Annotated in this window: 23 protein-coding genes; 11 read left to right on the top strand and 12 right to left on the bottom strand. The window is 63.2% G+C overall.

The window, feature by feature from the left end; all coding sequences use genetic code 11:
• Positions 1-42: 42 nt before the first annotated feature.
• Positions 43-501 (top strand): lipopolysaccharide assembly LapA domain-containing protein, encoded by a 459-nt coding sequence (locus LJ362_RS06735; RefSeq protein WP_264801389.1) that lies wholly within the window; start codon positions 43-45, stop codon positions 499-501.
• A 3-nt stretch (positions 502-504) separates the two neighbouring features.
• Entirely contained in the window at positions 505-1,149 is a 645-nt protein-coding gene (locus LJ362_RS06730; protein ID WP_264801388.1) for a 4'-phosphopantetheinyl transferase family protein, read from the top strand.
• A gap of 237 nt (positions 1,150-1,386) precedes the next feature.
• On the opposite strand, the gene LJ362_RS06725 is transcribed toward LJ362_RS06730, so the two are convergent.
• Together LJ362_RS06725 and LJ362_RS06720 are read right to left on the bottom strand one after the other, a co-directional pair.
• Complete coding sequence (locus LJ362_RS06725) at positions 1,387-1,776, bottom strand: hypothetical protein (protein ID WP_264801387.1); 390 nt, start codon at positions 1,774-1,776, stop codon at positions 1,387-1,389.
• Positions 1,773-3,167 carry a PLP-dependent aminotransferase family protein gene (locus tag LJ362_RS06720; protein ID WP_264801386.1) on the bottom strand — a complete coding sequence of 465 codons (1,395 nt, stop codon included), beginning with the start codon at positions 3,165-3,167 and terminating at the stop codon, positions 1,773-1,775. Before LJ362_RS06720 ends, LJ362_RS06725 begins: the two co-directional genes overlap by 4 nt.
• A 220-nt stretch (positions 3,168-3,387) precedes the next feature.
• Between LJ362_RS06720 and pdxS the strand changes: the two genes are divergently transcribed.
• From pdxS to LJ362_RS06705, 3 genes are read left to right on the top strand one after another with little or no spacing between them, the layout of a single operon-like run.
• Positions 3,388-4,269: a pyridoxal 5'-phosphate synthase lyase subunit PdxS gene (pdxS, locus tag LJ362_RS06715; RefSeq protein ID WP_264801385.1), complete on the top strand. Its 882-nt coding sequence runs from the start codon at positions 3,388-3,390 to the stop codon at positions 4,267-4,269.
• Complete coding sequence (gene pdxT / locus LJ362_RS06710) at positions 4,266-4,847, top strand: pyridoxal 5'-phosphate synthase glutaminase subunit PdxT (protein WP_320109160.1); 582 nt, start codon at positions 4,266-4,268, stop codon at positions 4,845-4,847. Before pdxS ends, pdxT begins: the two co-directional genes overlap by 4 nt.
• 10 nt (positions 4,848-4,857) lie before the next feature.
• The gene (locus tag LJ362_RS06705; protein WP_264801384.1) at positions 4,858-6,459 is read left to right on the top strand and encodes a DUF853 domain-containing protein; all 1,602 of its coding nucleotides are present in this window, start codon (positions 4,858-4,860) and stop codon (positions 6,457-6,459) included.
• Here LJ362_RS06705 and LJ362_RS06700 read toward each other — a convergent pair.
• The 6 genes from LJ362_RS06700 to LJ362_RS06675 all read right to left on the bottom strand — a co-directional run bounded on the left by LJ362_RS06700 (position 6,442) and on the right by LJ362_RS06675 (position 11,673).
• The gene (locus tag LJ362_RS06700; protein ID WP_264801383.1) at positions 6,442-7,506 is read right to left on the bottom strand and encodes a diacylglycerol/lipid kinase family protein; all 1,065 of its coding nucleotides are present in this window, start codon (positions 7,504-7,506) and stop codon (positions 6,442-6,444) included. The two genes, LJ362_RS06705 and LJ362_RS06700, sit on opposite strands and share 18 nt — an antisense overlap.
• Positions 7,507-7,541: 35 nt before the next feature.
• Positions 7,542-8,651 carry a winged helix DNA-binding domain-containing protein gene (locus LJ362_RS06695; protein ID WP_264801382.1) on the bottom strand — a complete coding sequence of 370 codons (1,110 nt, stop codon included), beginning with the start codon at positions 8,649-8,651 and terminating at the stop codon, positions 7,542-7,544.
• 89 nt (positions 8,652-8,740) lie between these two features.
• Complete coding sequence (locus tag LJ362_RS06690) at positions 8,741-10,003, bottom strand: carboxylesterase family protein (RefSeq protein WP_264801381.1); 1,263 nt, start codon at positions 10,001-10,003, stop codon at positions 8,741-8,743.
• Positions 10,004-10,051: 48 nt separating this feature from the next.
• Positions 10,052-10,555, bottom strand: coding sequence for a phosphoribosyltransferase (locus LJ362_RS06685; RefSeq protein ID WP_025778180.1), 504 nt, complete (start codon positions 10,553-10,555; stop codon positions 10,052-10,054).
• Positions 10,556-10,614: 59 nt separating this feature from the next.
• Positions 10,615-11,094 carry a DUF2087 domain-containing protein gene (locus tag LJ362_RS06680; protein WP_264801379.1) on the bottom strand — a complete coding sequence of 160 codons (480 nt, stop codon included), beginning with the start codon at positions 11,092-11,094 and terminating at the stop codon, positions 10,615-10,617.
• A 195-nt stretch (positions 11,095-11,289) separates the two neighbouring features.
• Complete coding sequence (locus LJ362_RS06675; RefSeq protein WP_264801378.1) at positions 11,290-11,673, bottom strand: YchJ family protein; 384 nt, start codon at positions 11,671-11,673, stop codon at positions 11,290-11,292.
• A 53-nt stretch (positions 11,674-11,726) separates the two neighbouring features.
• Here LJ362_RS06675 and LJ362_RS06670 point away from each other — a divergent pair, with 53 nt between their 5' ends.
• From LJ362_RS06670 to LJ362_RS06650, 5 genes are all read left to right on the top strand, one after another.
• Positions 11,727-12,314 carry an HhH-GPD-type base excision DNA repair protein gene (locus tag LJ362_RS06670; RefSeq protein ID WP_264801376.1) on the top strand — a complete coding sequence of 196 codons (588 nt, stop codon included), beginning with the start codon at positions 11,727-11,729 and terminating at the stop codon, positions 12,312-12,314.
• Between the two features lie 201 nt (positions 12,315-12,515).
• On the top strand, positions 12,516-13,121 hold the full coding sequence (locus LJ362_RS06665; protein ID WP_264801375.1) for a hypothetical protein: 606 nt from the start codon (positions 12,516-12,518) through the stop codon (positions 13,119-13,121).
• Between the two features lie 299 nt (positions 13,122-13,420).
• On the top strand, positions 13,421-13,975 hold the full coding sequence (locus tag LJ362_RS06660) for a hypothetical protein (RefSeq protein WP_264801374.1): 555 nt from the start codon (positions 13,421-13,423) through the stop codon (positions 13,973-13,975).
• An 88-nt stretch (positions 13,976-14,063) separates the two neighbouring features.
• Positions 14,064-14,465 (top strand): oleate hydratase, encoded by a 402-nt coding sequence (locus LJ362_RS06655; protein WP_264801372.1) that lies wholly within the window; start codon positions 14,064-14,066, stop codon positions 14,463-14,465.
• 4 nt (positions 14,466-14,469) lie between these two features.
• The gene (locus LJ362_RS06650; RefSeq protein WP_264801371.1) at positions 14,470-15,297 is read left to right on the top strand and encodes an NAD(P)-binding domain-containing protein; all 828 of its coding nucleotides are present in this window, start codon (positions 14,470-14,472) and stop codon (positions 15,295-15,297) included.
• Here LJ362_RS06650 and LJ362_RS06645 read toward each other — a convergent pair.
• Positions 15,267-15,929, bottom strand: a complete 663-nt coding sequence (locus LJ362_RS06645) for a hypothetical protein (protein WP_264801370.1) — start codon at positions 15,927-15,929, stop codon at positions 15,267-15,269. The two genes, LJ362_RS06650 and LJ362_RS06645, sit on opposite strands and share 31 nt — an antisense overlap.
• Before the next feature lie 105 nt (positions 15,930-16,034).
• On the opposite strand from LJ362_RS06645, the gene LJ362_RS06640 reads away from it, so the two are divergent.
• Positions 16,035-16,751, top strand: a complete 717-nt coding sequence (locus LJ362_RS06640) for a PIG-L deacetylase family protein (RefSeq protein WP_264801369.1) — start codon at positions 16,035-16,037, stop codon at positions 16,749-16,751.
• A 114-nt stretch (positions 16,752-16,865) separates the two neighbouring features.
• Here LJ362_RS06640 and tpx read toward each other — a convergent pair whose 3' ends face one another.
• From tpx to LJ362_RS06625, 3 genes are all read right to left on the bottom strand, one after another.
• Positions 16,866-17,399, bottom strand: a complete 534-nt coding sequence (tpx, locus tag LJ362_RS06635; protein WP_264801368.1) for a thiol peroxidase — start codon at positions 17,397-17,399, stop codon at positions 16,866-16,868.
• Positions 17,400-17,538: 139 nt separating this feature from the next.
• Positions 17,539-19,482, bottom strand: a complete 1,944-nt coding sequence (locus LJ362_RS06630) for a bifunctional metallophosphatase/5'-nucleotidase (RefSeq protein ID WP_413774232.1) — start codon at positions 19,480-19,482, stop codon at positions 17,539-17,541.
• Positions 19,475-19,753, bottom strand: coding sequence for a hypothetical protein (locus LJ362_RS06625; RefSeq protein WP_264801366.1), 279 nt, complete (start codon positions 19,751-19,753; stop codon positions 19,475-19,477). Before LJ362_RS06625 ends, LJ362_RS06630 begins: the two co-directional genes overlap by 8 nt.
• Positions 19,754-19,855 lie beyond the last annotated feature (102 nt).

Here is a 19,855-nt window from a genome sequence, read left to right as displayed (position 1 = left end):
GCAAACCCGCCTCATGCGCCCATCAGCAGATATGATGGGCGCATGAGCACTCAAGACCCGCGTGGCGATTCGCAGACGCCCGAAGAGCTCCTGGCCGAAACCGATTCAGTCCTCGGCAGCGATACTCCCGCGACGGGCGAGACAGCTGCGGTGGACAAGACCCGGGAGATTCCCCCGCACGAGCAGCGTGAGCAGACTCAGCCTCCGACGGGACACACTGGTGAGCTGCCGTCGACGAAGGCCGGATCCGGAATGTCGGCGGGAATGTGGGGCTCCCTCATCCTCGGCGCCCTCATCGTCGTCCTGCTGCTCATCTTCATTCTGCAGAACAATGTTCCGGCCGAGTTCAAGTACTTCGGCTGGCAGTTCGAACTGCCCCTGGGTGTGGCGATGCTCTTCGCCGCAATCGGCGGCATCCTCATTGCTGGAATCATCGGTTCGGTGCGGATCTTCGTGCTGGGCCGCAAACTGAAGAAGATCAACAAGGCCCTGGGCCGCTGATCGATGGCGCACCACCCCAGCTTCACCGAACTGCCCACCGAACTTCCCGTCACCCTCGTCCTCGCCGATACCTCGGCCGAAGCGGCGTGGGCGCGGGAGGACGATTCCGTGCTCACCGAGCAGGAACGCAACTATGCGAAGGAGTTCGACGCCGAGGCGGCCTCCACCTGGTCGGCAGGCCGTGTCGTCCTCCGCCATGTGCTCGGGGCGCACCTGGGTCAGGATCCCGCTGCGATCGAGATCCGCCTCGATTCGGCGGGCAAACCACGTCACGACGAGTGCGAATTCTCCGTGTCGAGGTCTCGTCGCCTTGTCCTCGTCGCCGTCTCCGACGACCCGCTCGGACTCGACATCGAAGCGATCCCCGAACGCGATGTCGCCCTCGAGGCGATGCGGTTGCTCCATGAAAGGGAACGAGCAGAGATCGAGGAGCTTCCCGATGACGACTTCGCTGCCGGCTTCGTCCGCGTGTGGGCGCGCACAGAAGCTTTTCTCAAGGCGTTGAGCACGGGCCTGGCTCGCGATCCCGGACTCGACTACATCGGCGCCGGGCCGGAACCGAACTCACCGCATCCGGATGTCGACATCCACGATCTCGAGGTCGGCATTCCCGACGGTCATATCGCGGCCATCGCCTTCAACCGCTGAGCGTACCAGTCTGCTGACCCCGCCTCGATCAAGCGCTGCCGCGTTTGTCGACCCTTCGCGCAGCCAGCTTTGTGTCGTTCAACCGCTGCAGCGGATATGTGACCGCACACGACCACATATCCGCTGTTCGCCTTGAACGACGAAAGGTCAGCAGTCACAGCAGCTTCCGTGAGGAGGCCTCGAAGGGTTAGGGCCTTCGGGCGGCTCTGCGAAGAGTCAGGGCGCGTACGACAGGGGTCAGGGGTTCTGCGGCTCGTCTTCGCTGAAGGACGGACCGTTCTCACCCGTCGTGAAGACCACGGCGATGCCCAACGAGCCCACACCGACCAGCCCGAAGAGGATCCAGGCGCCAGCAGGGTTGCTCGCAGCCGCGAGGATGAGGCCGACGACGACCGCGACGATGAGGAGTGCGTCGAAGACCATCGGGAACTTCAGGTAGCGCTTCTCCCCCTTGGTCACGACATAGGAGATCTGGGTAGCGGCGCTGAGGAAGAGCAGCACCAGTGCGGTGACGACCAACCAGCGTGGGGCGAGGAAGAAGTCCTCGAGCCCGCCGATGAAGATGAAGCCGACCACGGCCAGCAGCAGCTTGATGATGCCGTCGACTGCAAATCCGGAATTCCTCATGACTGAATCCTACTCAACAGGGTCTTCACCTCTCCCAGGGCCTCTCGCAGCACAGGGGCCTCGACGTTCGAATGGGCGATGACCAGACCGTGTCGAACCTCGTCGCCACCGGCCCAACCGCGAGCCAAAGAGGCGACGAGGATGCCGCGCTCGGCCAGATCCCTCAACAGGCTTGCGGCCTGCGCCTGAGACGTTTCGATGACGAGTGTGCGTCCCTCGTGGACCAGCCCGGGGATCGGGCCGACTTCGGACACGACCTCCTCGGCGGCCCGGAGTCGCCGCCGTCCCCGGGAGATGCGACGACGCAGCCCACCGGAGCCGAGGTAGGAGGCGATGGCCATCTGCAGAATCGGCGAATACGCCGGCCCGAGTGCCGCGCGCAGGCTCATGAGCTCCTCCGAGATCGGTCCACGAGCGATGACGTATCCGGTCGATACGGCCGAGGTCAGCAGGGCAGAGAAGGTGCCGATGTGGACGACTTGCGCGCTGCTGCCGCTCGATGTCGCGAGGTCGAAGAGGGTCGGCAGCACTGTGCGAGTGAAGCGGGCCTCACTGTCGTAGTCGTCCTCGACGATGAGAACGTTTCCTCGAGCCGCCCAGTCCAACAGGCGGGCACGCTGATCGACCGGCATCGGTGTTCCGTGCGGGAACTGGTGATTCGGTGTCACGACGGCCGCAGCCACATCGGCCCGTGCCGGCGAGGAGCCGACCAAGTCCAGAGGCACAAGCTGCTGGTCGGTCATCGCCTGGCGCAGACCCGGGAAACCGGGATTCTCCACGGCGATGGATCCGGGGACGCCGAGGCTCAGCAGCAGTCGCAGACCATCGCGAGACCCGCTGGTGAGGATGATCTCGTCGGGGTCGACGGCCATCCCACGAGTCAGCCGCAGATAGTCGGCAATCGCCCACCGGGCTCGGGGCTGGCCCAAGGGATCGATCGGACCCGGGTCGACGTCGAGTGATTCCCTCCAGGCCCGCCGAAAGGCCGGTTCGCGCAGAGGATCGTCACCGCCGAACCCCGGGCGCAGGTCGACATAGTTGCGCAGGCGCCGCCTCGGCGAGTCCGGAACTCGGTGTTTGGAGCCCACCGTCGTCGAGGCGGCGGGCAGGTCGGGATTGATCCGCGTGGCCGAACGCTCGGCGGCGATGAGGAATCCCTCCACGGCAAGCTGCGCATACGCTGTCTCCACACTGCCGCGAGAGATTCCGAGATGCTTGGCCAACCGACGGCTCGAAGGCACAGCATCCCCCGGCCGCAGAGTCCCGTCCGAGATCAGACGACGCAGCTCCTGAGTGAGCTGATCCGGCAACGGAGTCGACAGCCCCTTGTCGACGTTCACCGGCAGAGCGATGCCCTCGGCCTGAGTGCCGTCCTGTGACTTCGTGACCATGACTCGATCATAGAGCGATCACGTTCGTCTGGCCTAAAATTCTTCCACGTTTCTGGCTCTCTCGTTGAGCCACTCATCGGTTTAGGCTGGTCGGGAACGGCCGTTCACACCCGAAGAACCACGATCCCTCCGACCCACTGGCAGCAGACAGAGAACGCTTTGTCCTGCTCCCTGTGTCGACCCGGATCGACTCCGCGACAGTGAATGGATCTACACCACAATGACCGAAACACAGACCCTGCTCAACACCGGACTGGCTCAGATGCTCAAGGGCGGCGTCATCATGGACGTCGTCAACGAAGAACAGGCACGCATCGCCGAGGCAGCCGGTGCTTCCGCAGTCATGGCCCTCGAACGCGTCCCCGCCGACATCCGCGCACAAGGTGGAGTCGCCCGGATGAGCGATCCCGACCTCATCGACTCGATCATCAGCGCCGTGTCCATCCCGGTCATGGCCAAGGCCCGCATCGGACACTTCGTCGAGGCTCAGATCCTCGAAACCCTCGGCGTCGACTACATCGACGAATCGGAGGTCCTCTCCCCCGCTGACTACGTCAATCACATCGACAAGTCCGTCTTCAAGGTGCCGTTCGTCTGTGGTGCAACCAACCTCGGTGAGGCTCTGCGCCGTATCCAGGAGGGCGCGTCGATGATCCGTTCGAAAGGCGAAGCAGGAACCGGCGACGTCTCCGAGGCGATGCGCCACCTGCGCACCATCAACTCCGAGATCCGTGCGCTGGGAGCGAAGAGCGAAGATGAGCTCTACGTCGCGGCCAAGGAGATCGCCGCCCCGTACCACCTGGTCAAGCAGGTCGCCAGCCTCGGTCGTCTGCCCGTCGCGACCTTCGTCGCCGGCGGCATCGCCACCCCTGCAGATGCAGCGATGATGATGCAGCTCGGTGCCGACGGCGTCTTCGTCGGCTCCGGCATCTTCAAGTCCGGCAATCCGGAGGCACGCGCGAAAGCCATCGTCGAGGCGACTACGCACTTCGATGACCCGCAGGCCGTGGCCGAGGCATCCCGCGGACTCGGCGATGCGATGGTCGGCATCAACGTCGCCGATGTCCCCGCACCGCACCGCCTGGCCGAGCGCGGCTGGTGAGAGTCGGCGTCCTCTCCCTCCAGGGAGCCTTCCGTGAGCACCTGCTCATGCTCGGCTCCCTGGGGGTCGACACCCTCAAGGTCACCAGGTCCGAACACCTCACGGACCTCGATGCGCTCATTCTGCCCGGCGGTGAGTCCACGGCCATGGTGCGCCTCGCCGCCGGCACGGATCTCTTCGCGACTCTGCGCGGACGCATGGCCGGCGGTCTGCCCGTCTTCGGCACCTGTGCCGGACTCATCCTCCTGGCCGACCGGCTCAGCGACGATTCGCTGGGTGGGTATGACCGCCTCGGCGGACTCGATGTCACCGTGGCCCGCAATGCCTACGGTCGACAGCGCGAGTCCTTCACCACCCCGCTGACCGTACGCGGGCTGGGCGAACCGGTCGAGGGCACATTCATTCGGGCTCCGCAGATACTCGATCTCGGACCCGACACCGAAGTGCTCGCCCGTCACGACGACACGCCCGTCCTCGTCCGGCAGGGTTCGGTCTGGGGTGCCAGCTTCCACCCGGAATTGGGCACCGACGGACGAATCCATGCAGAATTCCTCCACCACCTCGGTGCCGCTGTGTAAAGATTGACTCATGACTGAGCAGGCGCTGCAGACACTCAAGGACGGATACACCTTCGACGGCGAGACACTCGATCTTGGGGTCGCCCTGGACGGTGAAGAACCCTCGAAGGAGACTCCGATCTCCATCCCGTTGTCCATGCTCAATCGGCACGGCCTCGTCGCCGGGGCCACGGGAACCGGTAAGACCGTGACCCTGCAGGTGCTCGCTGAGCAGCTGTCACGGGCCGGAGTGCCGGTGTTCGCTTCCGACATCAAGGGCGATCTCTCGGGCATCGGCGCTGCCGGAGTCGAATCCGACAAACTGCGCAAGCGCCTCGATGCCGCCGGTCAAGACTGGCAGTCGCGGTCCAATCCGACCGAGTTCTACACTCTCGGTGATTCGGGGCTCGGCACTCCCCTGCGAGCGACCGTGACCTCGTTCGGGCCGATCCTGCTGGCAAAGGTGCTCGAACTCAACGACACTCAGGATTCCGTCCTCTCTCTCGTCTTCCACTATGCCGATCAAGCAGGGCTGGCATTGCTCGACCTCTCCGATCTCAAGGCCGTGCTCACCTTCCTCACCTCCGACGAGGGAAAAGCCGATCTCGAAGGCATCGGCGGAGCATCGAAGGCCACAGTCGGCGTCATCCTGCGCAAGATCTCCGAACTCGCCGCCCAGGGCGGCGACGTGTTCTTCGGCGAGCCGGAGTTCGACACCGCTGATCTGCTGCGCACCGACGACAACGGTGCCGGAATCGTCTCTGTCCTCGAACTGCAGAAACTCAGCCAGTCGCCGGCCCTGTTCTCCACGTTCCTCATGTGGCTGCTGGCCGACCTGTTTCAGGACCTGCCTGAGGTCGGCGACCCGGACAAGCCCTCGCTTGTGTTCTTCTTCGACGAAGCCCACCTGCTCTTCGCCGGCGCGTCGAAGGCCTTCCTCCAGTCGGTGACGCAGACGGTTCGGCTCATCCGCTCGAAGGGTGTCGGCATCTTCTTCGTCACGCAGACGCCGAAGGATGTTCCCGAGGATGTGCTCGCACAGTTGGGTTCGCGCATTCAGCACCAGCTGCGGGCACATACACCCAACGACGCGAAGGCGCTCAAGGCAACCGTGCAGACCTTCCCGAAGTCCGACTACGACCTCGAAGAGATGCTCACGTCACTCGGCATCGGCGAAGCCGTGGTCACCGTCATGGACCCCGATGGTGCTCCGACCCCGGTGGCACCGACGCGGATGCGGGCTCCTGAGTCGAAGATGGGGCCGATGAGCGAGGACGAGATCAAAGCGGCTGTGGCGGCTTCGCCCCAGCATGAGAAGTACGGCACCGCGATCGACGACGAATCTGCCCGCGAGATCCTCGCCAAGCGCCTCGAAGGCGGGTCAGAAGCTCACGCCGAGGAACAGAAGTCAGCTCCTGCCGATGCGCCCGCCGAGAGTCAGGGTCGCGACGCCTCAGCGGACAAGATCGATTTCCCGGAGGAGTCCGGCGGCTCCGTGAAGAAGCCGGCGAAGAAGGACGACGAGAACCTGTTTTCCCAGGTCGTGAAGTCCTCGGCGTTCAAACAGTTCACAAGGACCGCGGCACGCGAGATCGCACGCGGAATCTTCGGCACCTCACGACGCCGGCGCTGATACCCGCAGTGTCTTCTCACCGGCGCTCACCCGCAGCTCCAGGCAGTCGCCGATGAGGTCTCCGTCGAGTTGTGCCGGTACCGGTGACTCGACGGTGACCGTCGTCTCGGTCGTGCGCCGATAGTTCATGAGCGGGTGGACATCCGGTCTGCTCTGCAGGCATGCCGCAGCGATTCCTGCCCAGGCTCGGCACCGCGCCATGGGCGAGTGCGGGAATGGACCGACGGTGAGCATGGAGAAGGTCTGGGCATCGATGTGCGCCTCGGGGAACACAGCGATGGGCCCTGCAGGACGAGCGACCTTCGACGCCATCACCGACCACACCGGCGCCGAAGCGGTTCCCTCGGTGCTCAAGGTCTCCCCTGTTCTCGCGGCGAAGTCCGTACTCGCGGCGAAGTCCGTACTCGCGGTGAAGTCCGTACTCGCGGTGAAGTCCGCGGCGAAGAGGGCCTGCGCGGCTCCCCAGGCGTAGCCGAGCAGCCCGAGCGAGGCAGGGTGGTGGGCGACGGCCCGGGCGCCTCCCCCGATGCCTGCGAGACTGATGAACTCGGTGCGATGTCGAGCGCCGTCGGCCGTCTGGTACTCCGCAGTATTGATCGGAACGTTCCGGAGGTTCGGCGGATCGCCGTCACGGATGGCCGAGGCGATCGTGCGCTTGCAATGGTCGATGGCGTGTCGGGTCGTTCGGAGACCGATATGGCGGCTGAGCACGTTCGCGGTCCCGGTCGGGACGAGGAAGGTCAGGATGTCCGCCTCGGCGAGCACCGGGGCTGTCGCTCGAATGGTGCCGTCCCCGCCGAGGACGATGACGGTGTCGGCGCCCCAGTCGATGAGCTGTTCGGCTTGCCACCGACCGGAACGTTCGACGCTCGTGGTCATGCTTCGGTAGTGGGCGCCGGCTGTGCGCAGCTGCGGCACGAGCTCGGCATACGCCCGCTGGGTCGCTGGATGTGTGGGATTGAGGATGATCCCAACGGCAATTCGGCCTACGGGCGATGCCGGGCGGTCGCCTTCATCCACTTGGCCGGACCACTGTGTGCGTGGCATGTGGCGATCGTCCATCGTCGGTGGTCTCTGCCTGCTCAGACGAAGGCCGGGTGGGTTGCACTCGCCGATTCGATGGCGGCCAGGTCAACTTTCTCCCCGGGGAAGGTGTCGACGAGGACTCGCGGACCGGTTTTGCGGGGTGATCGTTTCCAGGTGGCGCGTGCGCGGGTGCCGGTCACCACTGTGTTCTTGAACATTCCGTTGCCTCCGGGTACAACGAGTTTCTCATTCGCGGGGTCGAGTGTGGCGCTGCGGTCCTTGTACCCGAGGATGATCTCGTCGAATCCCGGCAGCAGCATGGTCTCCTGCGCCGCCGTCTCCCATTCGGCCAGTCGGTCCTCCAAATCCGGGGCATGGACGTATTCGGTGCCGTCGATCTCGGTGCTCACGATCTCTCCGGCATCGATTCCGGCCTGGATGGCCTTTCTCATTCTCGTCTTCGGCAGTCCCGTCCACCGCGTCGCGTCATCGATCGTGACCGGTCCGTGGCTGGTGACGAAGCGTCTCATCCATTCGCGGTCGGCCGCCTCGGTGTCCAGGTCCGTGGGGGTGGGCACCCAATCGTCGGTGAGCACGTATTTCATGTCATCTTTGCCCTCGATCAAGGGGGCTTGGACGATGATGTTCTGCAGCGCCAGGGACGTGATGAGGTAACGGGTGTGGCCGTATTCGTCTCCGGCGCCGATGGGAGCGAACGCTTCGAGCAGCTCTTCCCGTGTCAGCGGTCCCCGGTCCCGGATGGCTGCTGTGGCGAGTTCCGCTGCAGTGTCGACCATGGCGTCGGTGATGCCGAAGAACTCGCGCCGCTTGGCAGTGGATTTCATGGTTCGTGCCCCTGTGAGGCCGAGGATCCACCCGATGTCCTTGGCCGTGGTCAGATGGATGGTGCCGCGCTGGGTCCAGGAACGCACGATCTCTCCGGCATCGATGGCGGCACGGACGGCAGCCACTCCGTCAGTGACATCCGGTCCTGAGCGCAGGGCGACAGAGACCAGTGCTCCGCCGAGAGCTTGGGCTTGGACACAGCCGAGATGCTCGACCACGGCTCCGGCCGGTGAGAGGTCGGTTCCTGTCGGTGACTGGGGTGGAGGTCCGATGAGTCCCTGCGAGATCAGACGGGCTGCCGAGATCTGATGTGCGTCCATGATCCAACGGTAGTGCACACCGGTGACACGGCGGTTGTGAAAAGACGACAGCACTGGGTTCGCAGACGGGGATCGCGCAGTCGAGCCGTTCAGCCCATGATGTCGATGAGTCCGGGCACTCGCACCCGCGGCAGTGTGCCCGAAGAGGCGAACTCTCCCCAGACCCGGCGCAGCTCGGGACCGGCGATATCGGTGGTCGCACCGTAGTCGAGGAAGGAATCGTGCCAGATCTCGCCGGGGAAGATCAGCGGCAGGTCTCCCGAGTGCGCGGCGTCGAAGAAGCTGCCGTCGCCGCGGGAGACGATGAGCAGGCGTGCGCCTTGACCGCCGGACATCCGGTGGCGGTCGTAGAATTCGCGACCGGCCCGGGTGTAGACCGCCGAGGTGATGCCGGAGATGAGGGATTCGAGCATCGGAGAGGTCAGCGTGCGGTCGTGGAGGCGACGCAGTGCGGGAACGAAACCGGCGAAGAACGCCATCTCGCGTTCCGTGCGGGTCATGAGCACGTCGAATTTCGGGGCGACCGCGGCCCAGGCTTCGGCTGCCTTCGCTCGTGATGGCAGCGGGTACTGGCCGTAGCGGACTCCGAAGCACATTCCGGCATGCAGTCCTCCGACGAGGGCGGCCTTGTGTACTTCCTCCTGCGCTCGGAGGATGTCGTCGACGCCGGCTTCAGGGTCGATCTTCGCAGCGACTTTCCCCATCGCCCAGTTCATTGCGTCGGTGCCGCCGGCCAGTCCCAAGGGTGCTGAGGCCATGAGCACACGATGGAAGAGTCCTGCGGTGCCTTCGGCGATCATGAGGTGGGCGCAGGCGTCTGCCCCGGCGCTTTGTCCGGCGATCGTGACATTGTCCGGGTTGCCGCCGAAGGCGGAGATGTTCGTCTGCACCCAGCGCAAGGCGGAGATCTGATCGAGCACACCGAGGTTAAGGTGTTCGTCGCGCCCGGTTCCGAGGTATCCGAGGACGCCGAGGCGGTAGGTCACGGAGACGACGATGATGTTCTGCTCGGCGGCCAGGGCATGCGGATCGTAGATCTCCGCGTCCCCGGCCCCGGCGACGTAGGCTCCGCCGTGGATCCAGACGAGGACGGGAAGCCCCGCCTCGGTGGTGGTGTCCTTCGGCATGGTCACGCTCACGCGCAGACAGTCTTCGCTGATGGGCAGCCCGCCGAGCTGGTCGAAGGTCATTCCGGCGTTCGGGTCGCGGCGCAGCTGCGGGCTTGCCGGGCCCGGTTGACCGCCGTCGATGAAGTCCACCGGAGGTTCATCGACGGGAGGGAGGAAACGCCCTGCACGGGCATAGCGAATGCCTCGTGCGCGGATCACGTCGTCGCTGACGTAAGCGCGCACGCGTCCGCACGGGGCGGCGATGTCCCGGGTCTCCTCCGTTTGGTCAGCTTACTTGCTGGGTTCGACCGGGGGTTCGGCGGACCAAGGGAAGACGATCCACTGATCGGTGCGCTTCCACACGAAGTCCGGATCGATGATCGATGCGGACTTCGCGTAGATGACGGCCGACTGGGCTTCCGCGCCGTGTTTGCGCAGCAGTTCGAGGACGAGGGCCAGGGTGCGGCCGGAGTCGGCGACGTCATCGACGACGAGCAGCTTTTTGCCCTTGATCGCCTCGATGTCGAGCATCGGGGCGAGCAGAATGGGGTCGGGCAGGGTTTCGTGGACGTCGGTGTAGAACTCGACGTTGATGGCGTCGGAGAGCTTGAGTCCGAGCGCGTAGGCGAGTGCTCCGGCGGGCAGCAGTCCACCGCGGGCCACGGCGATGACGATCTCGGGATCGTAGTCGGAATCCGCGATGGTCTGCGCCATCTCACGCGCCGATCGGCCGAACATGTCCCAGCTGAGAATCTCTTTTTCGTCGAGATCGGTCGAATCGGCGTGATAGGCCATGGATGCTCCTTGTGTCTGCCCGTTTGTGGTTCGAGCTTCAAGGATACGCTGTCGCCGGTTCAGCGCAGAAATACTTCGAGCCCGGCCATCTCCTGCGCCTGCGATCCGGTATGAGTGGGCGGGTTCGGGTTGACCCAGTACTCCCCCGTGTGGGCATTGCGTTCGAGCAGGCGGTAGTCGATGAGTTCGCGACGCAGCAGGGCGAAGTCCGGATGGAATTCCCCGAGGAGGCCGTTGAGCCGTTTCTCGTCGTAGACCAGGTCTGGGTCAAGGGCAGCGAGGACCTCGATGAGGACGAGCACGAGGGCGCGGCGTTTCGTCGGGACGGAGACGATCCGGCCATCTGGCATAAACGATTTCAGCGTCTTCGCCCGGAACCGCGCGATCTCCGGGGCGATGACAGATTCGCTGCGGGAATCACTGTTGGATCTTGAACCCTGGTTCGCGGCGACCAGCGCGGTGCGGGCCGTGGTGTAGTTCTCACCGGTTTCGGTCATCCGCGTGCGAACGAGCTTCTTGAAATCCTTGTCCTTGGTCATGGTGTCACTTCCTCAAACGACCAAGTCTCCCCCAGCACGAAACCTGGTCAGGAAATCACCGTGCCGGTTTCGTCCGAGGATTCTCTCCCCTTCGCCATGCGGTCGGTGTGCTGGGAACACGACCTCGGCTGGGCGTTGGATGCGCCGAACACCAGTTTAGACACAGTGGACGGCGTTCGAAGCCGTTGCCGGTTGTCAGCTCTCGAGCGCTTCGAGGTACATCCACCGCCCGGCTCGGCGGACGAAGGAGGAGTTCTCTTCTAGGACATGATCGCCGAGGTGATCTCGGAATCGCGCACGGAAGTGCACGGTGCCGGTGGCATCGTCGATTCCCCCGCCCGTGGTGGACACGATTTCGAGGCCGAGCCACGTGGTGGCGTCATCGACGCCGACATCGTCGGGTCGGGTCTTGGCATGCCAGGTGCGGAAGAGGTGGTCTTCGTTGCCGCGGACGAAGGCGGTGTAGCGGGAGCGCATGAGCGCCTCGGCGGTGGTGGGCCAGGTTTCACCGTCGAGGGCTGGGCGGCAGCAGTCGTCGTAGGCGGTGCCGGGAGGCATTCCGGAGCAAGGGCAGATCATCAGTCGATGATATCGGCAGGGGACAGCCGCAGGCGGCGTGCGAAGATGGAGTCATGACTTCACTGTTCCTGTCTGGAGATCCGAAGGCCGATGAACTCTTGGCCGAAGACCGCTTCGCTCTGCTCGTCGGGATGCTGCTCGACCAGCAGGTGACCATGGAGAGCGCCTTCGCTGGGCCGGCCAAGCTGGCCGAACGGCTCGGCAAGCTCGATATCGACGAGATTGCCGAGATGAACCCGGACGATTTCCTCGACATCTTCGCCCAGACTCCTGCTGTCCACCGGTTCCCGAAGTCGATGGCTGGCCGGGTGCAGAAGCTGGCCGCGGCCATTGTCGATGAGTACGACGGAAACCCCGAGGCGATCTGGACTGAAGGTGACCCCAGCGGTGCCGAGGTCCTCAAACGACTGAAGAAACTGCCCGGATTCGGTGATCAGAAGGCCAAGATCTTCCTGGCGCTGCTCGGCAAACAATTCGAGCTCAAAGCTGAGGGCTGGCAGGAAGCTGCCGGTGACTACGGTGACGCGGACGCCCGCCGTTCGATCGCCGACGTCGTCGATGACGTCACCCTACAAGAGGTGCGTGCCTTCAAAAAGCAGCAGAAGGCTGCGGCCAAGGCGGCAAAGGCCGCGAACAAATAGCGATAGTCGCCGAGAGTTTCATGCTTCCACGCACTCGGACGTGAGTTATCCACAGATTGGACTTCGCCTGTTCTAAAAAGCGTGCCTGTCGAATAATGTAGGGAATCCGGGTGTCGGCCGACGGGGTCGCGCCGCAGTTGCAGACCACAGAGGCGTGGAATGAGAACTGGATCGTCCCGACCGTATCGTCGACCTGCCCAAATGTTCGTTGCCGTTTTATCCGCTCTGAGTTTGGTCTCGGTCGTCGGCTGTGCCGACAACTCGCCGGTAGCCGCACCGACGTCGACCCTGCCCGCCCAGCAGCCCGACGAAGGGTCGACCGATAACCCCGCCGAGGTGGCCATCCCCGACTACGAAACCGACCTTGACCTCGACCATGAGGAGCAACAGGCCGTCGAGGGCGCGCTGGTTGCGTTCGTCGGATACATCGACACAATCAACCGGGTATTTTCTTCAGGCGGGAAAGACACAGAGAAGGCTGATGCCTATGCGAGAGGTGAATCGCTAAAGTCATTGAACTCGGAAGCAAAGACCATGCGGGCGTCGAATGAGTACATGGCGGGAGAGTACAAGGCTTACGACTTAGTAGTTGAAAGCCTCGATTTGGATCAGTCGAATCCAAAACAAGGCACGGTCTCTGTGCTGTTTTGCACCAAAGATTCAGAGTGGAGTGTAGTGCCGGAAGGCGAGCCACTTCCCTCTACGGCGCCCAAAGGACTAACTATGCAGCACGACATCACCCATGCCGACAACGAGTGGAAAGTGGCTAATCAATTCTTACGGAGTAAGACGTGCGGGTCCGATTGAGATCTGTTGTCATTTTATTGGCTATTGTCACGTTAGCCCTGATTCTGGGCGGCTTGGGGCCAGCGTATTCTTCCGGCCCAAGCTGTGGTTCTATGGACGCTCGCGACTGTGGAGTAGTAAAACCTCCGCCTGCTCCCAAACCGCCTCCGGGCGGAGGGGGAACTGACGGCGGAGGCTCCGGAGGTGGCGGCTCTGGTGGTGGCGGCAACGGCGGCGGTGGATCCGGGGGCGGAGGTGGCGCCGGCGGAGGAGGCGGCGGACAGCCTGACTGCCCCACTGAAGACGTCGGCTATCTGTGTGTGAGCGAGCCCGGCCCAGGTGGCGGAGGGGGCGGTGGAGGCGGCGCTCCGGCTCGCCCCGATCCCCCGACGCGTATCCCGGAATCGCAGTTCCAGAACTTCGACATTCCGGCGCCCACAATCTACGCCTGGCCAAAGGATTGGGCCGTCGTCGGCAAACCGGCCGCTTTCTGGACGGACATCGATGTCAGCTATATCGACATGACCCTGTTGACCTACGCGGTCCAAGTCAAAATCACCCCCGAGCGATTCAACTGGGACTTCGGCGATGGTTCGGGCACGACAACCACCGCAAAAGGCGCGAAACCACTGCCCGGCGGCACCCCGCAGATCGGACACGAATACCAAAAGTCAGGCAAAGTGTCGGCCTCGATGACCGCGACATTCAGCGGTGAGTTCTCAGTCGACGGCGGCCCCTGGCTCCCTATCGATGGTTTCGCTCACGTCGCCAGCAACGATATCGCCATTGAGGTCTACCGCTATCACCGCTACCTCGTCGACGAAGACTGCTATTCCAATCCTCGTGGACCCGACTGCGCCCGATCTGCCCGATGACGCCTTAGCTCACTGCCGAAACGGATCAGCACATCGCTCCAATCCGATCGATGGGACCGTGACGAGAGAAACCTGAAACAATGGTCACATGGTGTGCCGAATCAACGAGCTCCTGATCGATTCTCATTGGACTGTCGTCATCATCGGGGCGGGCCAGGCCGGGCTGTCCGCAGCCCATTACCTGTGGCGCGACGGCCTCGCACCAGGCAAAGATTTCATCATTCTCGATGCCGGAGACGGCCCCGGTGGTGCCTGGCGAGAACGGTGGGCCTCATTGACCCTGGGCACCACCAACCACATCTCCGACCTGCCTGGATTCCCTCTCGGACGTCCCGATCCGAACGTCCCCGCCTCGGAGATCGTCTCCGACTACTACTCCCGCTTCGAACGCGAGCTCGAACTCTGCGTCATCCGGCCGCTGAAGTGGACACCGTCCGGTCCGAAGAACCCGGACAGGGACGATTCACCATCACAGCCACCGTCGACGTGAACACGTGACGCTCTCCAGCGACTACCTCATCAACGCAACCGGCACGTGGACCCAGCCTTACGTCCCCTTCGTCCCCGGCATCGCGGAGTTCGAGGGCCACCAGCTACATACCGTGAACTTCCGTGACGTCGAAGACTTCCGGGGACTGCGCACGCTCGTGGTCGGCGGCGGAATCTCCGCCACGCAGTTTCTCCTCGAACTCGCCGAAGTGACCGACACTCTTTGGGCCACACGCCGTCCCCCGAACTTCACGTCCAGGGAATTCGACGGCCAATGGGGACTTGAGGTCGAACGAGCCGTTCGCGAACGAACTCTGTCCGGTCTGGCCCCAGCCAGCGTCGTTCGCACGACTGGCCTGCCGATCCGCAGAGAGTTCCGGGAAGGAATCGACTCGGGAGTTCTGGTGTCTCGCGGCATGTTCGACCGCATCCTTCCCCACGGCGTCCGCTTCCCCGGACTCGGCGACACCGAGCCTCCGACCACGTCGGAAGGCTTGGGCCCTTCGGCCAGCGACCACCTGGCAGTGCCCGAAACATGGGCGCCGTTCGACGAACCCCGTGTCGAAGAGGTCGACGTGATCTTCTGGAACACCGGGTTCCGAGCGGCACTCAAACACCTTGCACCGCTGCGCCTGCGCACACCTGATGGCGGAATCTCCATGGAAACCGAGGTCGCGGTCAAAGACGATCCGAGGCTGTTCCTCGTCGGCTACGGATCAGCCAGTTCCACGGTGGGCGCGACCAGGGCCGGGAGGATAGCGGCTCGAGAACTGCTCAAACGCATGTCTGGCAGTCGGCAGCCTCAGCGCAGGTCTGGGGCTTTGAGCACCTGATCGCCAAAGCGAACCGTCGGCAGCATCTGTCGGAACTGGTTTTGAGCCTCTGTGTCATCGGCTTGCGCAAGCATGTCGACGCTGACCTTGAAGAGTCGACCGTCGACAGATATTCCGGCAACTGCACCGAACATCACGGTGTCCTCTTTGTCGACAGCTCGCATGTCATCGGGTGCCAAGGTGCCGTGGAAGACCCAGTACTCTCCACCGCTGAGTGATCCGGTGGACTCACTGGTCATGGACGATCCCGACGTGCTGAACATCCTCTCCCGCGCCTTGTCCACCAATTCTTGAGGTGACGACTCGTCGTCATCAATGCAGTTGACAGTGATGATCGCACCAGAATCAGCTTCGTAGAGCCGATAGCCGTCGTAACCGGACCTATCTGACCAGTCGGCGCCCAAGGCCAAACTGACTTCGACGGGGCATTGCCCACCCAGGTCGACAGTGGTCTCGCTCATCCCGTCGGGAATCGTCGGGCCGGTTGCGGTCGGCGAAGGCGACTGTCCGTCGCCGATTCCCACATTCGCCGGTTTGGATCCCGCACCTTCGGAGCTGCTGACCTTGAACGCCGAACATCCGCTGAGAGTCAGGCCCAGGGCCAGCGTCACCGCTACGAGTGGTCTGTTCATCATCGTCTGCCTTCACTCGATCGGTGGGGTCCTCTACATCGTACCCAATCATCTGGTCGTCCCCGGTCTCTGGCGCAAGCGTCAACTGCCGCCTAGCCTGGACTCATGACTGAGATCCCGCTTTTCGATGACTCCGATATCAACCGTGTGCTCTGCGTGGTCGCCCACCCTGACGATATGGAATACGGGGGTTCGGCAGCCGTGTCGAAGTGGACCGATGAGGGCAAAGAAGTCGCCTATCTTCTGCTCACCCGAGGGGAAGCAGGAATCCGGAACATGAGCCCGGAGGAAGTGGCACCGCTGCGCGCAGAGGAACAGCGTCGGGCGTGCAATATCGTCGGCGTCGACGATCTGGAGATCCTCGACTTCCCGGATGGTCTGCTGGAACCCACGCACGAGTTGCGTCGGGCAATCGCGCGGAAGATCCGCGAGTTCCGCCCGAATGCGGTTGTCGTGACGACCTTCGACCTCCAAGTGCAGTGGGGACTCAATCATGTCGACCATCGTCACGCCGGAGTTGCCACCGTCGACGCTATTCGCGATGCGGACAATCCCTGGGTCTTCACCGATCTCAAGGATGAGGGACTTGAAGCGTGGAAGGCAGATCGGCTGCTCATCAATGGTGCCCAGCCCACTCACGCCGTGGTGCTCACTGCTGCGCACGTCGACCGTGGTGTGCGATCGCTTGAGGCACACAAGGTCTATTTGGACGCCCTCAGCGATCATCCGGCACCGAAGGATATGATCCCCGGCATTACCACGAGCGGTGGAGAACTCGCCGGCGTCGACTACGCCCTGCCGATCACCGTCGTCGGTATGTGAGCATTTCGGCAATTGCTCCTCGTCAGCAGCCGGTGCTCCGAACCACTTCGACCGGCACGCTGCTGATACAGAACAACCGGGTGGGACGCGTGTGCGTCCCACCCGGTTCGTACTTCACGAGTCGAACCTTCGACTCGCGGGAGAAGATCCGGCTCCCAGAGCTGCGATTGCCGAATCGTAGTCGGGTTCGGTGGTGATCTCGTCAACGAGCTGCGTGTAGGTCACGGTGCCCTTCTCGTCGAGGACGACAACGGACCGGGCGAGCAGACCAGCGAGCGGGCCGTCGACCATAGTCATGCCGAAGTCTTTGCCGAACGAGCTACGGAATCCCGATGCCGTCACAACGTTCTCAATGCCCTCGGCGCCGCAGAAGCGGGCCTGAGCGAACGGAAGGTCGTTGGACACGCAGAGAACGGTGGTGTTCTCCAGGCCGGCGGCGAGTTCGTTGAACTTGCGCACCGAGGCGGCGCACACGCCCGTATCGAGGCTGGGGAAGATGTTGAGCACGACGCGCTTGCCCGAGTAGTCCTGTGAGTTCACATCACCGAGGTCGCTGCCGACGAGGCTGAAAGCTGGGGACTGCTCTCCCTTGGCTGGCAGTTCGCCGACGGTCTTCACCGGAGATCCCTGGAATGCTGTGTTGGCCATGCTTGACTCTCTCCTTCTTCAGAGCTGACTGCTGTCACCCTCACTCTACGTGAGACGGTGCTGAGGGGAACGCGACGAACATGGACCGGACTTTCGGCGGCCCTCGGATATATGAATCCCACAGATGGCCGACTGCTGCTCAACGACGACGGCGGCGTGAGACGACCACGAGTGCCGAACCGAGTGCGATGACCGCAGCAGCGATACCGATGCTTGTGGCAAGTTCGAGGCCGGTCCGCGGCAGGTCGGCCCCGCCGCCTGCGCCGGTTGCCGAACCGTCAGCTTCACGACCGTCAGCGCCGCCGCCTTCAGCATGGCCGTCCGATGCACTGTTCGTCGAGCCGTCGTTCGCGGATGTTGATTCTCCGGCATTGTCCTCCCCGTCAGCGCTTCCGGAGCTCCCGGAACCCGCGCCGTCGGAGGACCCACCGGCATCGGACTCGGCTCCAGTGGACGCATTCGAGCCTGCCTCGGCAGTGGCTTCGCCGGAGCTGTCAGAATCCTCGCTGTCGCCGGAATCGTCATCGTCTCCGCCCGGTGCACGGCTGCTGGTGACGACCTGCCAGTTCTCGTCGAAGAAATCGGCGGGGTCGACGATCTGCTTCTCTTCCGCCCAGTCGATAAGTGCCTGACGAACCTCGACCTGTTCGTTGTAGACCTCTTTGAGTCCGTCGACCGGGTAGCCGCCGCCACCGGACTGACGATAGTTGTTGATGGCGAGGATGAACCGGTCATCGTCTCCGATTTCGCTGCCGTCAGCCTGCGTGAGGTTTTCGATCCTCTTCCCGGTCGGTTTGGAGACATTGATGTCGTAGTCGATTCCGGCCAGAGCGTCGTAGTTGTAGTCCGGGATCGGAGATTCCGAAACTTCGTCGATCGCGTTCGTGCCGTCGACCGGGTCGAATTCAGCGCCTTCCTCGGTCTGTTTGAAATAGCGTGCCGAGAATTCGAGGTAGTCGCGCAGCTGAGCGCCGTTGATCTCGACTCCGGCAAGAGTGTTGTCGTAGACGTAGAGTCCGGCCACATCTCGGATCGTGATGTCGCCGGCGGGGAACTCTGCGGTGCGGCTGAAGGGTGATGCCTGCGAGATCACGGGAAGATCGGCATAGTCCGTTCCCTTCAGTCCTTCTTCAATCGTCTCGATTTGGACGTGGGAGATGAAGTCGAGGATGGCCGTGTCTTCATAGTAGGAGGTCTTCGCCGACAGTGTTTCGGTGACCGATCCGATCTTCGTGTTCACGTAGTCGATCGTGGTCTGGTGCTGCTCATCGACAAGGTCTTTGATCTCCTGGTCCTCAGCGACCTCCCCCTGGGTGGCAAGAGCGTCAGCGTGCGGCGCGGCCTCGCCCCAGTCCACGTGGTGGGTGTCAAGATTGATCGGCAGTCCCACCTCGGATACCGACCGTGCCCAATAGTTCGGTTGGGTGATGAGCACCTCGGTGCCGTCGTCACGGGTCACGACCTGACTGGGTTCGTTCTGATGAGTATGGCCGGCGACGAGGACATCAACTCCGGGCACTTTCGCTACCGAGGTGCTGACGTTCTCCTGCAGCTGGTCCGGATCCCAGCTCTGTCCCTTCGGATCTTTGCCAGAGTGGGACAGTACGACGATGACGTCTGCGCCCTTCTGTTTCATCTCGGGCACATACTTCTGAGCTGTTTCGACCGGATCGTCGAAGTGCACCTTCCCGGACAGGTTGTTCTTGTCCCAGATGCGGCTGCCGGGAGTGGTCACTCCGAGAACACCGACGGTGATCGTCTCACCATCGACCTGCTTCTCCACCATCGCATAAGGGTCCAAATGGGACTGTCCGTCGGCGTCGTCGATGACGTTGGCCCCGAGCAGTGGAAAGTCGACCTGGTCACGGTAGGTGGCCAGCAGATCGAGGCCGTAGTTGAATTCGTGGTTGCCGACGACCTGTGCGTCGTATCCCAGGTGGTTGTAGGTCTTGGCCAGTGGGTGGGTTTGGCCGCTCGTCGTGATCGGCTCCTGTTTGGCGAAGTAGTAGGCCAATGGATTGCCTTGGATCGTGTCACCGTTGTCGACGAGGAGCACGGAATCGGCACCTTTGTCCTCACGCACTCCTGTCCTCACGCACTCCGTTGATGAGAGTCGAGGCTCGGGACATGCCCAGCTCCTCCCCTGCCGGGTAGGGCTTGTTCGCGAAGTAGTCCCAGTTGAGTACGTTGCCGTGAACGTCAGTCGTCGCCAACAGAGTCAGTTCTCCGGTTGTCGCCGCCTGAGAGTCGGCGGGGGCGTCGGCACTGCCGAGGCCAGTCGCGGAGGCGGCCGCGGGGCCGGTGACGATGAGAGCGAGGGCGAGTGTGGACGAGGACAGGGTGCGCAGACGCATGAGTCTCCAGAGAACTGGTCAAAGAGGATGAAAGTGAACCAACTCTCTTACCCTAGTGGGCGCTGATCGTTTTCTGAATGGATCTTGAGAGAAATTTGCACA

Origin of the sequence: Brevibacterium sp. JSBI002, assembly GCF_026013965.1 — a bacterium.
GTDB lineage: Bacteria > Actinomycetota > Actinomycetes > Actinomycetales > Brevibacteriaceae > Brevibacterium.
This window is presented reverse-complemented; position numbering and strand designations above follow the sequence as displayed.